This is a genomic window from Micromonospora sp. WMMD714 (genome assembly GCF_029581315.1).
In the GTDB taxonomy this organism is placed as follows: domain Bacteria; phylum Actinomycetota; class Actinomycetes; order Mycobacteriales; family Micromonosporaceae; genus Micromonospora; species Micromonospora rifamycinica.
In genome coordinates this window covers 681,871-697,419 of the sequence record NZ_CP120744.1, presented here as the reverse complement: position 1 = coordinate 697,419, position 15,549 = coordinate 681,871, and the positions used below count along the sequence as shown (strand labels likewise).

The 15,549-nt window shown below is 74.5% G+C and carries 11 protein-coding genes; 5 read left to right on the top strand and 6 right to left on the bottom strand.

The annotated features are described in order from the left end of the window. Nucleotides 1-56: 56 nt before the first annotated feature. Nucleotides 57-935 (top strand): ABC transporter permease, encoded by an 879-nt coding sequence (locus O7625_RS03095; RefSeq protein ID WP_067313326.1) that lies wholly within the window; start codon nt 57-59, stop codon nt 933-935. A 218-nt stretch (nt 936-1,153) separates the two neighbouring features. On the opposite strand, the gene O7625_RS03090 is transcribed toward O7625_RS03095, so the two are convergent. Next, nucleotides 1,154-2,335 carry an ABC transporter substrate-binding protein gene (locus O7625_RS03090; protein ID WP_282344181.1) on the bottom strand — a complete coding sequence of 394 codons (1,182 nt, stop codon included), beginning with the start codon at nt 2,333-2,335 and terminating at the stop codon, nt 1,154-1,156. Between the two features lie 438 nt (nt 2,336-2,773). Between O7625_RS03090 and O7625_RS03085 the strand changes: the two genes are divergently transcribed. From O7625_RS03085 to O7625_RS03070, 4 genes are all read left to right on the top strand, one after another. After that, nucleotides 2,774-6,139 (top strand): nitrate- and nitrite sensing domain-containing protein, encoded by a 3,366-nt coding sequence (locus O7625_RS03085; RefSeq protein WP_282344180.1) that lies wholly within the window; start codon nt 2,774-2,776, stop codon nt 6,137-6,139. Then, a complete protein-coding gene (locus tag O7625_RS03080; RefSeq protein WP_067313320.1) occupies nt 6,136-6,543 on the top strand; it encodes a roadblock/LC7 domain-containing protein in 408 nt (135 codons plus the stop codon). The genes O7625_RS03085 and O7625_RS03080 overlap by 4 nt, the downstream gene beginning before the upstream one ends. An 87-nt stretch (nt 6,544-6,630) precedes the next feature. Then, nucleotides 6,631-6,993, top strand: coding sequence for a DUF742 domain-containing protein (locus tag O7625_RS03075; RefSeq protein WP_067313317.1), 363 nt, complete (start codon nt 6,631-6,633; stop codon nt 6,991-6,993). Beyond that, nucleotides 6,974-7,597 carry an ATP/GTP-binding protein gene (locus O7625_RS03070; RefSeq protein WP_067313315.1) on the top strand — a complete coding sequence of 208 codons (624 nt, stop codon included), beginning with the start codon at nt 6,974-6,976 and terminating at the stop codon, nt 7,595-7,597. The genes O7625_RS03075 and O7625_RS03070 overlap by 20 nt, the downstream gene beginning before the upstream one ends. A 180-nt stretch (nt 7,598-7,777) precedes the next feature. On the opposite strand, the gene O7625_RS03065 is transcribed toward O7625_RS03070, so the two are convergent. Genes O7625_RS03065 through O7625_RS03045 form a run of 5 tightly spaced genes read right to left on the bottom strand, consistent with a single transcriptional unit; the run spans nt 7,778 to nt 15,474 of the window. Next, a complete protein-coding gene (locus tag O7625_RS03065) occupies nt 7,778-8,866 on the bottom strand; it encodes a uroporphyrinogen-III synthase (RefSeq protein WP_067314538.1) in 1,089 nt (362 codons plus the stop codon). After that, nucleotides 8,866-9,213 carry a nitrite reductase small subunit NirD gene (gene nirD / locus O7625_RS03060; RefSeq protein ID WP_067314540.1) on the bottom strand — a complete coding sequence of 116 codons (348 nt, stop codon included), beginning with the start codon at nt 9,211-9,213 and terminating at the stop codon, nt 8,866-8,868. The genes O7625_RS03065 and nirD overlap by 1 nt, the downstream gene beginning before the upstream one ends. Continuing rightward, complete coding sequence (nirB, locus tag O7625_RS03055; protein ID WP_282344176.1) at nt 9,210-11,780, bottom strand: nitrite reductase large subunit NirB; 2,571 nt, start codon at nt 11,778-11,780, stop codon at nt 9,210-9,212. The genes nirD and nirB overlap by 4 nt, the downstream gene beginning before the upstream one ends. A 29-nt stretch (nt 11,781-11,809) precedes the next feature. Next, a complete protein-coding gene (locus O7625_RS03050; RefSeq protein WP_282344174.1) occupies nt 11,810-13,246 on the bottom strand; it encodes an FAD-dependent oxidoreductase in 1,437 nt (478 codons plus the stop codon). Beyond that, nucleotides 13,243-15,474, bottom strand: coding sequence for a molybdopterin oxidoreductase family protein (locus O7625_RS03045; RefSeq protein ID WP_282344172.1), 2,232 nt, complete (start codon nt 15,472-15,474; stop codon nt 13,243-13,245). Before O7625_RS03045 ends, O7625_RS03050 begins: the two co-directional genes overlap by 4 nt. Between the last annotated feature and the right edge of the window lie 75 nt (nt 15,475-15,549).

The window sequence follows — 15,549 nt, the reverse complement described above, 5'->3', positions numbered from 1 at the left end:
GGTGGGCGCACCCCCGTCGCGTGCCGGCCAGCGTGCCGGCAGGAGAGGAGGACCCTGTGACGGAGTCGATCCGGACCCGTCCCGTACCCGGGTCGGCCGGACCGCCGACCGCCGCGGGCGGCACCGCGCCGACCGTCCCCCCGGCGGCCGGCCGGTCACCCCGGTCCCGGATGCGTCCCGCGACGGTCGGCCTGCCGCTGCTCGGCCTGGTGGTCACGGTGGCCGTCTGGTGGGCGGTCACCTCCGGGCTGCACCTGGTGCACCCGGCGTCCCTGCCGCCGCCGCAGGCGGTCTGGTCGTCGCTGACCGCATCCGCGGATGTACTCTTCCCGGCGCTGGGCACGACCACCCTGATGACGCTGCTCGGCTTCCTGCTCTCGACGGTCGCCGGGGTGCTGATCGGGATGGCGCTGGCCGCCTCCCGGCGGGTCGAACGGATGTTCGCCCCGCTGCTGGTGGCGGTCAACGCGGTGCCCAAGATCGCGCTGGGGCCGCTGCTGGTGGTCTCGGTCGGCTGGGGCGCCAAGCCGATCCTGACCATGGTGTTCCTGCTCTGCTTCTTCCCGATCGTGCTCTCCACCGCCACCGGGCTCACCACCACCCCGGCTGACCTGGCCGAACTGGCCCGGTCGCTGAACGCCTCCTGGTGGCAGTCGTTCCGCAAGGTGCGGTTCCCGGCCGCGTTGCCGCAGATCTTCGTCGGCCTGAAGGTGGCGATGCCGCTGGCCGCGATCGGCGCGGTGATCGGGGAGTTCTACTCCGACAAGCCGGGCCTGGGTTACCAGATCCTCCAGTACAACGGGGTCGGCGACACCGCCACGGCGTGGGCGGCGATCGTGCTGATCGCGACGATGAGCATCGTGCTCTACTCGGCGCTGTCGCTGGTCGAGCGGCTGGCCCTGCCCTGGGTCCGGGCCACCACCTCGGCCCGCTGACCCCGGCGACGCCCGACCACGGAGCACCGACGGGCCGACCCCACCTTGGGGGTCGGCCTGTCGGTCACGGCGGACACCGGGCCGCCCTCACGGTGGAGACACCGGGGGCGGCCCGGCCCGTCAGCACGGAAAGTCCGGCCCGTGGGCGCGGCCCGTCAGCGTGGACAGTCCGGCCGGGCGCGGCGAGCCCGGCCCGTCAGCGCGGCGAGCCCGGCCCGTCAGCCGGCCAGCCGCCACCGGCCGCCCCGGGCCACCAACGTGGTCAGCGCCTGCGGCATCAGGCCGGAGTGGTTGTCCGGGGTCATCCGGATCGGTCCGGACAGGCCGTCGAGCTGGGACGTCTCCAGGACGTCGCGGAGGCCGTCCCGGTTGACGCTGCCGGTCGGACCGCCGGCCCGCAGCGCGGAGTCGGCGATCAGCTGGACCGCGTCGGCGGCGAACGACGAGAGTCCGTTGTAGCCGCCGAACCGGGCGGTGTAGTCCTGGAACCACTGCCGGCGGGCGGCCTTGGCCGGGGTGGTGGCGATGACGTCGTCGATCACCATGGTCTGGGTGAAGATCAGGGTGGCCCGCTCGGTGGCCCGGCCGGAGCCGCCCAGGAAGAGGTCACCGGCGGCGGCGGCGTCGAAGAAGAGCGACCCGGCGTAGCCGGACTGGTCGGCGGCGGTGGCGGCGAGGGCGGCCTGCTCCGGCGGGGTCCAGATGATCAGACCGGCGGGGTCGCGGTTGGCGAGCCGGCGGATCGGCTCGCCGAGTTCGGTGTCGGTGGTGCGGACCGTCTCGGCCCGGACCCGCTTGATGCCGACCTTGCGGAACTCGTCGTCCAACGCGGCCAGGCCCTCCCGGCCGTAGTCGTCCGCGCTGTGCAGGATGCCGACCTCGGTGATCCCGCGCCGGCGCAGCTCGACGGTGAGGGCGGCGGCGCTGTCGGCCGCGTTCGGCGCGAGCTTGAACACGTACCGGCGTTCAGGGGCCGGGCTGGCGACCGCCCCCGACGGGGCGAGCGCGATCGTCGGGATCTTCCGCTCGTTGATGGTGCGGACGGCGCCGACGGCGCACTCGTTGCAGCCACCCATGATGATGGCGTGCACCTTGGCGTCGTTGCTGAAGTCGCCGACGTTGCGCAGCGACTCGTTGACGTCGGACCGGTTGTCCTTGACCGTCAGTCTGACCTTGCGCTTGCCCAGCGCGCCGGAGGCGTTCAACTGGTCGACCTTCAGTTCCAGGGCGCGCTGGTACGCCTTGCCGACCGGCGCGGCGGCACCGGAGAGTTCGAGGTCGGCGCCGATGGTGATCGGGCTGTCGTCCTCCTCTGCCGCCCCGAACGAGCAGCCGGTGAGCGTGGTGGCCAGCACGGCCGATGCGAGCGCCACGATGGTCGCGGAGCGGATGGGGCTCAACTCAGTCCTCCATGTGCGGCGTGGGGCAGGCCCCTCACCGCCGCTAGTCCGTCCTCAGTGGAGAAACGGGATTGGGTGCCGTACGGTGTGCGCGAAAGCCTGCAAAACCTTGCCAATGCGGGGGCGCTGCGGTCAAGCGCGGAGCTGTCGGCGGTTTCGGGACGCGAATCTCACATCGTGGGGACATCAGATATTTACCGATGCTCACTCATCAGAGGCGAACGAACACTCTGGAGTGACATGCCCTGTTCAGGGGTGGCCTGCTAATGAGGGCAAAAGGCGACCGACGTGTCGGCCGACCGATTTCTGCCTCGTTGCCGACTTCCCAAACAGGATCTTCTCTGATGAAATCGCGGCCGTGCCGCGCATGGCGCTGTCCGTTGCACCAGGCGCGGGTCGGCGGGTCAGGCGTGTGGAAGATACGACGGAGGCGATGTCGTGAGCACCGGACCGACGGCCCTGCCCGAGCCAGGCGAAAGCGCCGGACCTGAACGGGGACGCCGACTGCCCCGGCTGCGGGACGCGCGTATTCGATCCAAGCTCGCCCTCATTCTGGTCGTACCGGTCGCCGCAGTCGTCCTGTTGGCAACAATGCGACTGGTGTCCACTACCGAGGGTGCTGTCGACGCTACTCAGATCCGGTCACTGACCGCACTGTCCATCGAGGTTTCCGCGCTGACGCAGGATCTGCACAAGGAGCGGATGGCCGCCGCGGCCTTTCTGGCCAACCCGCAGCAGCTCCCGGACGACTACAACCTGCGGGTGCGGGCCACCGGCGAGCGGATCAACAGCTACCGGGCCGAGCGCGCCGACCTCGGCGAGGTGCCGACCGCCGTGCGGGACCGGCTCACCGTGATCGACGACCACCTGCGGACGCTCGACGCGACCCGGCAGGAGGTGCTCGACCGCCGGCAGATGCCGGTCGCCGAGGCCACCCTGCGGTACGGCGTGATCCTCACCGACCTGGTCTCCTACGGCGACACCCTGGCGCAGCTCTCCGGCCAGGAGAGCCTGGCGGACGCCCGCCGCGCGGTGGCCGCGTTCAGCCGGGCCAAGGCCGCCGTCGCCGAGGAGGAGGCGGTCGCCTACACCGCGCTGGTCGGTGGACGCCTGGACGAGGAGCAGTTCTCCTCCTTCGTGGCGACCCTGACCAGCCAGCAGGAGGCGCTGCTCGGCTTCTCCCTCGCCGCCGATCCCACCCAGCGGGCGCTGGTCGACGGCGCGGTCTCCGGGGACGCCGTCGGGCTGGCCGACCGGGTGGCCGCCGACATCACCCGCTCGGTCGGGCAGCGCAGTCCGGTCAGCGCGGGCGACGCCAGCGCCTCGATCGGCGCGGTCAACGACCTGATGCGGTGGACCGAGATCCAGCTCCAGGACACCCTGCTCGCCCGCTCCGAGCAGGCCCGCAGCGACGTGATCCAGCAGGCCGTCATCGAGTCGGTGCTGGTGCTGCTCACCCTGATCACGGCGATCACCCTCGCCGTGGTGCTGGCCCGCTCGCTGAACCACTCGCTGCGCCGGCTGCGCGAGGGTGCCCTGTCGGTGGCCAACCACGACCTGCCGGACGCGGTCAAGCGGCTGCAGAACATGGGCAGCGTCAGCGACGGCGGCGTGGAGGAGATCGTCCGGCAGGTACGGGATCCGATCCGGCTGACCAACCGGGACGAGGTCGGCCAGGTGGCCCTGGCCTTCAACGTGGTCCACCGGGAGGCCGTCCGGGTCGCCGCCGAGCAGGCGGCGCTGCGGACCAGCGTCTCGGCGATGTTCCTGAACCTGGCCCGGCGCAGTCAGACCCTGGTCGACCGGATGATCGGCGAGCTGGACGCGATCGAGCGCGGCGAGGAGGACCCGAAGCGGCTGGCCCAGCTCTTCGAACTCGACCACCTCGCCACCCGGATGCGTCGTAACGACGAGAACCTGCTGGTCCTGGCCGGTGCCGACTCGGCCGTACCGCGTCGCGACGACGCGTTGCTGGTCGACGTGCTGCGGGCCGCCCAGTCCGAGGTGGAGCTCTACAACCGGATCGAGTTCGGCACCGTCGACACCGACATCTCGGTCGCCGCGCACGCCGTCAACGACGTGGTACGGCTCGTCGCCGAGCTGCTGGACAACGCCACCCGCTTCTCCTCGCCGACCACCACCGTGGTCGCCGACGGCCGACGCATCCGCGACTACGTGCTGATCCAGATCGAGGACCGGGGACTGGGCCTGACCGACGAGCAGTTGGACTCGCTCAACCGTCGGCTCGCCGCGCCGCCCACCGTGGACGTGGCCGCCTTCCGGCTGATGGGTCTCGCCGTGGTCAGCCGGCTCGCCGGTCGCTACAGCATCCGGGTGGAGCTGCGCCGCAACGTCGAGGGTGGCACCGTGGCGCAGGTGACGCTGCCCAACGCCACCGTGGTGCTCCCCGCCCACCGGGGTCGGGACCAGGCGGTCAACCGGCCGCGCCAGCCGCTGGCGGTCGAGCAGCCCGCGCCCGCCGCGCCCGCCACGACCGGTATCGGCAACGCCTTCGCCGGTGCCCGCAGCGCCGCGGCGACGTTGAACGACCAGTGGCGGACCACCCCGCCGGCGCCGGCCGCCTGGCAGTCGCCGGTGGACGCCCGGGACACCGCCCCGGCCGTGCAGTTCGGCGGCCCGGTCTCCGCACCCCCGCTCACCCCCGTCTCCGCCCCCGCTGCCGACTCCGGGTTCTCCGCCTTCTCGGCCGGCAGCCCCACGGTGGCGAACCCGACCATCGACCCGCTGCCGAGGCGGGCCGCGCCGGCCGAGGCCACCCCGGTGCTCCCGGTCGGCCCGGTCGCCGGTGCGCTGGCCGCCCCCACCACCGCGGACTCCTACGGCGGCCCGGCGATGCCGTTCGCCGGCACCCCCGCCCCCGCCGCCGGTCCGTACGCGGGCGCCCCCGCCGCTGCTCCCTATGCGGGCGCCCCTGCCGCCGGTCCGTACGCGGGTGCTCCCGCTGCGGCTCCGTACGCGGGTGCCCCCGCTGCCACCCCGTTCGCGGGTGCCCCCGCTGCCACCCCGTTCGCGGGTGCCCCCGCCGCCACCCCGTTCGTGGCACCGGCCGCGTCGTCGTACGCCGCCCCCGCCGCGCCGTACAGCCCTCCGGCGGCGTCGTACGCGCCGCCGACGCCGGCTGCGCCGGTGGTGGCCCGCCCGGACCGGCCGGCCGACTCGCCGATCTTCCGGGAGATGGAGGCGGTGTGGTTCCGGTCCCACGGGGACGACGCCACCGCGATCTTCACCCGGCCCCGCTTCGACGACGAGCCGCCCGCCGCACCGGCCCGGTCGAACGGCGCGGCCCGGCCGTCCCGCCCACCGCTGCCGACCCGGGTACCCGCCGCGCCCACCGCGGCCGGCACCCCGACCGTCACGCCCGCCCCGGCCCCTGCGGAGGCGCCCGCCGTGACCGTCCCCGACACGCCGGCCGCCACCGTGCCGCCGACATACGCCACCACCGACGCGCCGCCCGCGCCACCGCACACCGCCACCGAGGCCCCGGCGGCCCCGGCCGGTGGCGACTCCGAGGCCTGGCGGACGGCGGCCGACGAGGGATGGTCCCGGGCCAGCCAGGCGGCCGAGCCCGCCAGCGCCGGCACCACCCGTTCGGGCCTGCCGAAGCGGGTGCCGCAGGCCCAGCTCGTGCCCGGCGGGATCGAGCCGAAGGGCGGCCGGGACCGCAGCCGCCGTACCCCCGACGAGGTACGCGGCCTGCTCTCGGCGTACCACCGCGGTGTGCAGCGCGGACGCACCGCGGGTGCGGACCTCAACAGCACCTCGACCAAGGAGACGAACCGATGAACAGGCCAGCTGCCATGCAGGACATGGGTTGGCTGCTCACCAACTTCGCCGACAGCGTGGCGGGCATCGCCCACGTGGTGGCGGTGTCCGCGGACGGGCTGCTGCTCGCCTCCTCGCGGGACCTGCCCACCGACCGGGCCGACCAGCTCGCCGCGATCACCTCCGGCGTGGTGAGTCTGACCGAGGGTGCCGCCCGGATGTTCAGCGCTGGCGGGGTGCTGCAGACAGTGATCGAGATGGACAGCGGTTACCTGTTCCTGATGTCGATCAGTGACGGCTCGTCGATGGCGGTGCTCGCGGCCCGCAGCTGCGACGTCGGCCAGGTCGGTTACGAGATGGCGTTGCTGGTCGAGCGGGTGGGCGCGGCGCTGGTGCCGCTGCCCCGGGACGCCGTGCGTTCGTAGCACGTCGGAGGGCTGGCCGGGCGCGACCGCGTCCGGCCGGGGACGAGGCGACCGGGGCGGACCCGGGCGGGAGGAGGTGATCGCGGCATGGACCCCCGACGGGATCCCCGTGGAGCACTGGTCCGTCCGTACGCGGTCACCCGGGGCCGCACCGAGCCGAGCCGGGACATCGCGCTGGAGGCGGTGCTCACCTCCAGCGCGACCCAGGTGGCCGAGTCCCGCTTCGCCGGGCACGACAAGTACCGCATCGCCACCGTCTGCGAGGGTCGGGCGCAGTCGCTGGCGGAGATCGCCGCGTACACCCGGATGCCGTTGGGCGTCGCCCGGGTGCTGGTCGCCGACCTGGTCGCCGACGGTCTGCTCACGCTACACACTGCCGCTCCCGCCGAGGGGTTCGAGGAGCGAATGGAAATCCTTGGAAGGGTGCTAAGTGGACTTCGCAGGCTATGACCCCGTCGGGTCGCGCCAGAGCCGGGGAATCGTCTCCGCGAAGATCGTGGTCGCGGGCGGCTTCGGCGTGGGCAAGACGACCCTGGTCGGAGCGATCTCCGAGATCACTCCGCTGACCACAGAGGCGTTGATGACCGCCGCGGGCGTCGGCATCGACGATCCGTCGAAGGTGCCCGGCAAGGAGACCACCACGGTCGCCATGGACTTCGGCCGGATCACCATGGCGCAGGACCTGATCCTGTACCTCTTCGGCACGCCCGGGCAGACCCGGTTCTGGTTCATGTGGGACGAGATCATCCGGGGGGCGGTGGGGGCCGCCGTCCTGGTGGACACCCGGCGGATCACCGACGCCTTCGCCCCGCTGGACTACTTCGAGAACCGCAAACTGCCGTACGTGGTCGCGCTGAACCGGTTCGACGGCTCGGACCTGTACGAGCCGGAGGAGGTCCGCGAGGCGCTGGCCATCTCGGCGGACGTGCCGCTGGTGATGTGCGACGCCCGGGACCGGGAGTCGGTCAAGCAGGTGCTGGTGACCGTGGTCGAACACGCCATGCTCCGGCTCCAGGCCGAGCACGGCCGGGGCTTCCCGACCCCGGTGGGCTGAGCGCGGGCGGGTCGCCGGTGGTGACGGCGCAGGCCCCGGGCCGGGTCGTCACCACCGGCGACCCCGGCCGCCACCGTGCGCCGCCCGGGGTCGGCCGTGCCGGGCCCGGGGTCGGCCGCACTCCGTCCGGGGTCGGCCATGCCAGGTCCGGGGTCGGCTGCACTCCGCCCGGAGCCGGCCTCACTCCACCCGGAGCCGGTAGCCGCGCTTGACGACGGTCTGCACCACCCGGGGTGCCCGCAGCCCCACCCGCAGCCGGGCCACCGCCATCTCCACCGCGTGCTCGTCGGCCCCCCGGGGCAGCGTGCGCAGCAGTTCGGTCCGGGACAGCACCCGGCCGGGCTGGGCGGCGAGCGCCCGCAGCACCGCCATCGGCGCGGGGGCCAGGGGCCGCAACTCCCCGTCGATGACGGCCGCGTGCCCGCGCAGGGTCAGCAGGTGCCCGGCCGCCTTGACGGTGAGGGTACGGCGCGGCAACTCGTCCACGATGGTGCGGACCAGCGCGCCGAGCCGCGCCCGGCTCGGCGCGCTGACCGGCACCCCCCGGCGCACCAGCGGTTCGGCGGTGACCGCGCCGACGCAGCTGACCAGCACGTCCCCGCGCAGGGCGGCGAGCACCGTCTCGGTGCGGTCGCCCGCGGCGCGCAGCAGCGCCTCCGCCGCCGGGGCCGAGGTGAAGGTGACGGCGTCGACCAGCCGGCCGGCGACCAGGTCGATCAGCCGGTGCAGCGGGGCCGGGTCGGTCGGCGGGGCCCACCGGTAGACGGGCACCTCGATCACGGTGGCTCCGGCGGCCTCCAGCGCCTCGGTGCACTTCGGCTGCCGGTCGCCGTGCAGCTGCATGGCGATCACCTGCCCGGCCACCCCACGCCGGCACAGGTGCTCGACCACCTCCTCGCAACTCTCCGAGACGGGCGACCACTGGTCGTGCAGGCCGGCGGCGCGGATCGCGCCGCGCGCCTTGGGACCGCGGGCCACCACGTACGCCCGGGACAGCACGGCCTTCAGCGGCTCGGCCAGCCCCCAGCCCTCGGCGGCCTCCAACCAGCCGCGCATCCCGATGCCGGTGTTGGCCATCAGCACGTCCGGTGGCCGGTCCAGGCAGGCCCGGGTGGCGTCCCGCAGGTCGGTGTCGTCGGCCAGCGGCACGATCCGCAGGGCCGGGGCGAGCACCACCCGGGCACCGCGTCGTTCCAGCAACGCGGCCAGTTCGTCGCGTCGCCGGTCGGCGGTCACCCCGATGGTGAAGCCGGCCAGTTCGTCCCGCATCACTCCTCCTGTCGCAGCCGCACCTCGACCAGGCCGTCCCGGCAGCGGACGTCGTACCGGGGCAGGGTCACCCCGGGCAGGTCCAGGCAGAGCCCGGTTCGCAGGTCGTACACCTGCTTGTGCAGGGGGGAGGCGACGGTGGGCACCCCGCCCCGGCTGCCGACGATGCCCCGCGACATCACGTACGCGCCGCTGAGCGGATCGAGGTTGTCGACCGCGAACAGCTCGTCGTCGAGCCGGAAGAGCGCCACCTGCACCCCGTCGACCAGGGCGGCGACGCCCCGCTCGGGCTCCAGCCGGTCCAGTGGGCAGACCGGGGTCCAGCTGACGGTGGCCGTGTCGCTCATCGCCGTACCTCCGGCAGACCGAGGGCGACCGGCTGGCGACGCCGGGCGGGCGCCCCGTCGGGTGGCGCGGCTCCCCCGGGTGGCGCGATGCCGACGGTGGCGCGGGTGTCGCGCGCCGGCACCGGCTGGCCGCGTTCCACCGCGAAGGTGATCGACGGGTCGGGCACGTCGGGGGCGTTGACGAAGGAGGTGAAGCGGCGCAGCCGTTCCGGGTCGTCCAGCACGTCGCGCCACTCGTCGGAGTAGGACGTGACGTGCCGGGCCATCGCCGCGTCGAGTTCGGCGCAGAGCCCGAGCGAGTCGTCGACGATCACCGACCGGAGATGTTCCAGCCCGCCGTCCATCGCCTCGATCCAGGCGGCGGTGCGTTGCAACCGGTCGGCGGTGCGGACGTAGAACATCAGGAACCGGTCGATCAGTGTGATCAGCTCGTCGGTGGACAGGTCGGTGGCGAACAGGTCGGCGTGCCGGGGGCGGAAGCCGCCGTTGCCGCCGAGGTAGAGGTTCCACCCGGTGTCGGTGGCGATGATGCCGAAGTCCTTGCTGCGGGCCTCGGCGCACTCCCGGGCACAGCCGGAGACCGCCGACTTGAGCTTGTGCGGGGCACGCAGCCCCCGGTAGCGCAGCTCCAGCGCGACGGCCAGGCCGACCGAGTCCTGCACCCCGTACCGGCACCAGGTCTCGCCGACGCAGGACTTCACCGTGCGCAGCGCCTTGCCGTACGCGTGGCCGGACTCGAAGCCGGCGTCGACCAGCCGCCGCCAGATCTGCGGCAACTGCTCGACCCGCGCGCCGAACAGGTCGATCCGCTGCCCGCCGGTGATCTTGGTGTAGAGCTGGAAGTCGCGGGCCACCTCCCCGATCACGATCAGCTTGTCCGGGGTGATCTCGCCCCCCGGGATCCGGGGCACCACCGAGTAGCTGCCGTCGCGTTGCAGGTTGGCCAGGAAGTGGTCGTTGGTGTCCTGCAACGACGCCTGCTCGCCGTCGAGCACGTGGCCGGCACCCAGCGAGGCGAGGATCGAGGCCACCACCGGCTTGCAGACGTCGCAGCCCCGGCCCCGGCCGTGCTCGGCGACGAGCTGCGAGAACGTCCGGATGCCGCGCACCCGGACGATGTCGAACAGCTCCTGGCGGCTGGCGTCGAAGTGCTCACAGAGGGCGGTGGACTGCTGCACCCCGGCCGCGTCGAGCAGTTGCTTGAGCATCGGCACGCAGGAGCCGCAGCTCGTCCCGGCCCGGGTGCACGCCTTCAGCGCCGGCACGTCGCACGCCCCGCCGGCGATCGCCGCGTCGATGTCGTCCCGGGTCACCGCGTTGCAGGAGCAGACCTGCGCCGCCCCCGGCAACGCCGCCGCCCCGGCACCCGCCCCACCGGCCGGCGCCAGCAGCGCCAGCGGGGGAGCGGGCAGCGGCCCGCCGACACTGGCCCGCAGCGTCGGGTAGGCGCTCGCGTCCCCGACCAGCACCCCACCGAGCAGCGTCCGCGCGTCGTCGGAGAGGACCAGCTTCGCGTACGAGCGGGTGACCGGGTCGGTGAACGTGACGTCCAGGCAGCCCGGCGTGGTGCCGTGGGCGTCCCCGAACGAGGCCACGTCCACACCGAGCAGCTTGAGCTTGGTGGCGCTGTCCGCGCCCGGGAAGGTGGCCGCGCCACCGAGCAGCCGGTCGGCCACCACCTCGGCCATCGCGTACCCGGGGGCGACCAGCCCGTGGCAGGCGCCGTCGACGGCCGCGCACTCGCCGACCGCCCAGATCCGCTCGTCGTCGCTGCGGCAGCTCCCGTCGACCAGCACCCCGCCGCGCGGGCCGAGCGGCAGCCCGGCGGCGCGGGCCAGCTCGTCGCGGGGACGGATGCCGGCGGCCACCACCACCAGGTCGGCGGCGACCGTGCCGCCGTCGGAGAGGTCCAACGCGGCGACCGTGCCGTCCGGGCCGGGCCGCAGCGCGGTGGTGCCCACCCCGAGGTGGGTGGTGACGCCCAGCTCCTCGACGTAGCGCCGCAGCATCGCGCCGCCCGCCTCGTCGACCTGCACCGGCATCAGCCGGGGGGCGAACTCCACCACGTGGGTCCGCAGCCCCAGCAGCCGCAGCGCGTTGGCGGCCTCCAGGCCGAGCAGGCCACCTCCGATCACCGCGCCGGTCACCCGGCCGCGGGCGTGCGCCCGGATCGCCTCCAGGTCGTCCAGGGTGCGGTAGACGAAGACCCCGGGCAGGTCGGTGCCGGTCACCGGGGGCACGAACGGGTACGACCCGGTGGCCAGCACCAGCGCGTCGTACGGGTGCTCCCCGGCTGCGGTGGTCACCACCCGCCGGTCCCGGTCGATCCCGGTCACCGGGTCGCCGAGGCGCAGCTGCACCCCGTCGTCCGGGGTGTGCAGGTTCAGCTCCTCGGCGGTCACCCCGTCGAAGAAAGCGGACAGCCGCACCCGGTCGTACGCCGGGCGGGGCTCCTCGGCGAGCACCGTCACCTGCCAGCGCCGGTCGTGGTCGCGGGCGCGCAGCGCCTCGACGAACCGCTGGCCGACCATGCCGTTGCCGACGACGACCAATCGTCCACCGGTCATCGGGTCACCTCCTCGTGGTGTCATCACGGTCATCGGGTCGTCCCCACCGAGTCCACCTCGGACAGCCAGTCGACGATCCCGCCGACGGCCGGCCGGCAGCCTCCGCAGCCGGTGCCCGCCCGGGTCGCGGCGACCACCTCGTCGACCGTCCGGGCACCGGCCCGCCAGCAGCGGACCAGGGTGCCCTTGTCGACGTCGTTGCACTGGCAGACGGTCGCCGCGTCGGGCATCAGCGCCGGGGAGGCGGCGGGCGTCGCGGGGGCGACCCCGAGCGACCGGCCGAGCAGCAGCGCCCGCCGGTCGGTGGGGACCGGGCCACCCCGGTCGAAGAGCTGCACGACCGTGCCGACCGACGGGTTGTCACCGAGCAGGATCGCCCCGGTCAGCCGGTCGTGGTCGATCCGCAGCCGGGCGTACGTCCCCCGGGCCGGGTCGGCGAAGGTCAACTCCTCACCCGGCCCGCCGGTCGGGTCGCCCATCGCGGCCAGGTCGATCCCGGCGGCCTTGAGCCGGGTCACCACCGGCCGGGGCCGGTAGCGGGCCGTGTCGTCCTCGCCGGTGAGCAGCCGGGCCACCACCCGGGCCTGGGCCCAGGCCGGGGCGACCAGGCCGGTCGGACCGCCGGCGGGGCGGGCGCAGTCGCCGATCGCCGAGATCGCCTCGTCACCGGTGCGCAGCCGGTCGTCGACCAGCACCCCCCGGTCGACGGCCAGTCCGGCGGCGGCGGCCAGCCCGGTGTCGGGGCGGACCCCGCAGGAGAGCACCAGCAGGTCGGCGTCCAGGTGGGTGCCGTCGGCCAGGTGCAGCCGGACCCGGTCGGCGTCGGTGGCCAGCCCGGTGGCCGGCACGCCCAGCCGGCTGGTGACGCCGAGCCCGGCCAGGGTGTCGGCGAGCACCGCGCCGGCGGCCGGGTCGAGCTGCCGTTCCATCAGGTGCGGGTGGGGGTGGACCACGGTCACCGTCAGCCCCCGGGCGGCCAGCCCGCGGGCCGCCTCCAGGCCGAGCAGACCGCCCCCGAGCACCAGCGCGGTGCGGGCGGTGCGGGCGGCGGCGAGAATGCGGCGGCAGTCGGCCAGGGTGCGGAAGACGGCCACCCGGGCCGGCAGGGCGGCCGGGTCGAGGCCGGGCAGCGGCGGCACCACGGCCCGGCTGCCGGTGGCGAGGACCAGGTGGTCGTAGTCGATCCGCTCGCCGTCGGTGGTGCGGACCGTCCGGGCCGCCCGGTCGATCGCGGCGGCTGCCACGCCGGTCCGCACGTCGGTGCCCTGCCCGGCGACCTCGGCCAGCTCCACGTCGGGCTCGTCGATCTTGCCGGCCAGCAGCGTGGAGAGCATGATCCGGTTGTACGCCCGGTGCGGTTCCGCCCCCAGCACGGTGACCTTCCGGTCGCCGTTGCGCGCGTGCAGCTCGGTGGCGAGCCGGGAGCCGGCCATCCCGTACCCGACGATCACGATCCGCCCGGTCATGCCCGCTCCACCCGGACCGCGCAGATCTTGAACTCGGGCATCCCGGAGATCGGGTCGACGGCGTCGTTGGTGACCGAGTTGGCGCGGGCCGCTCCGGGCCAGTGGAACGGCGCGAAGACGGTGTCCGGCCGGATCGTCGGGCTGAGCCGGGCCGGTGCCAGCAGCTCACCCCGGCGGGAGGCGACCCGGACCTCGTCACCCTCGGCGACCCCGAGCCGGGCGGCCAGGTCGGGGTGCAGCTCGACGAAGCCCCGTGGGGCGGCCCGGCGCAGCGCGGCGACCCGCCGGGTCTGCGTGCCCGACTGGTACTGGGCCAGCACCCGCCCGGTGGTGAAGTGCAGCGGGTAGTCGGCGCAGACCTCCTCGGCCGCCGGCCGGTGCTGGACCGGGTGGAACCGGGCCCGGCCGGACGGGGTGGGGAAGGTGTCGGCGAAGAGCCGGGGGGTGTCCGGCCCCGCCGGGTCGGGGCACGGCCAGAAGACGCCGTCGGACGACTCGATCCGGTCCCAGGTGACCCCGGCGTAGTCGGCGACGCCCCCGGCGGAGGCCCGCCGCAGCTCGGCGAAGACCGCCCTCGGGTCGGTCGGGAAGCGGTCCGGGACGGTGCCGTCCGCCACCCCCGCCGGATCACCGCCGGTCGGGGCGGTCCCGTCCGGCATCCCCGCCGGACCGCTGCTCGTCGGCTCGCCGCCGGTCGGGCCGGCCGCGCCCACCGGGGCGGGGTCGTCGAGGCGGGCGGCGAGGTCGGCGAGGACCGCCAGGTCGGTGCGGACGCCGGGCGGTGGCTCGCGCAGCGCGCGGCGACGCAGCACCCTACCCTCCAGGTTGGTCATCGTGCCGTCCTCTTCGGCCCACTGGGCCACCGGTAGCACCACGTCGGCCAGCTCGGCCGTCTCGGAGCGCAGGAAGTCGGCCACCACCAGCAGGTCCAGCCCGCGCAGCCGGGACTCGATCCGGGCCGCCCGGGGCGCGGAGACCACCGGATTGGAGCCGAAGACCAGCAGCGCGCGGGGGCCGCCGGGGGTGCCGAGCGAATCGAGGAGCTGGTAGGCCGGCACGCCGGGACCGGGCAGCTCGGCGGGGTCCACCCCCCAGACCGCGGCGACGTGGGCACGGGCCGCCGGATCGTCGATCTTGCGGTAGCCGGGGAGCTGGTCGGCCTTCTGGCCGTGCTCGCGTCCACCCTGGCCGTTGCCCTGGCCGGTGAGGCAGCCGTACCCGGAGTGGGGGCGGCCGGGCAGGCCGAGGGCGAGGGCGAGGTTGACGTACGCGCTGACCGTGTCGACGCCCTTGGCGTGCTGTTCGGCGCCCCGGGCGGTGAGGATGACCGCCGAGCCGGCGGTGCCGAGCGCGCGGGCGGTCTCCTCCAGGTCGGCCACCGGCACCCCGGAGAGCCGTTCCACCTCGGCCGGCCAGTACCCGGCGACGGTACGGCGTACCGCGTCGAAGCCCTCGGTGCGGGCGGCGACGTACTCCCGGTCGACCAGGCCCTCGGTGAGCGCGATGTGCAGCAGCGCGTTGGCGACCGCCAGGTCGGTGCCGGGCAGCGGTTGCAGGTGCAGGTCGGCCTGGCGGGCGGTGGCGGTCAGCCGGGGGTCGACCACGATCAGCCGGCCGCCCCGGGCCTGCTGGTCGGCCAGGTGCCGCATCAGCGGCGGCATGGTCTCGGCCGGGTTCGCGCCCACCAGCAGCAGGGTCTCCGTGCGGCCCAGGTCGGTCAGCGGGAAGGGCAGCCCCCGGTCGACGCCGAAGGCGCGCAGCCCGGCCGCGGCGGCCGAGGACATGCACCACCGGCCGTTGTAGTCGATGTGCCGGGTCCGCAGCGCCACCCGGGCGAACTTGCCGAGGGCGTACGCCTTCTCGTTGGTGAGCCCGCCGCCGCCGAAGACCGCGACCGCGTCGCGCCCGTGGTCACGTCGGACGGTGCGCAGCCCGGTGGCGATCCGGTCCAGCGCGACGTCCCAGTCGGCGGGGCGCAGTTCGCCGGACGGGTCACGGACCAGGGGGGTGGTCAGCCGGTCGGGGTGGTCGAGCAGCTCGGCGGCGGTCCAGCCCTTCTGGCACAGCCCGCCCCGGTTGGTGGGGAACTCCCGGGGCCGGACCTCGATCCCGCCGCCCCCGTCGTCCCGCAGGACCATGCCGCACTGGAGGGCGCAGTACGGGCAGTGCGTCTCCGCCTCCCGGGGAGGTGGCCCCGTTCGCGTCGCGGCGCGTGCACCGTCTGTCATGTCGGGAAAGCGTGCCGCCGGGCGGTTTCCGACCCGCGTCCCTTCTGTTTCGGTCCTGTCAAGAGCGGCTCACAC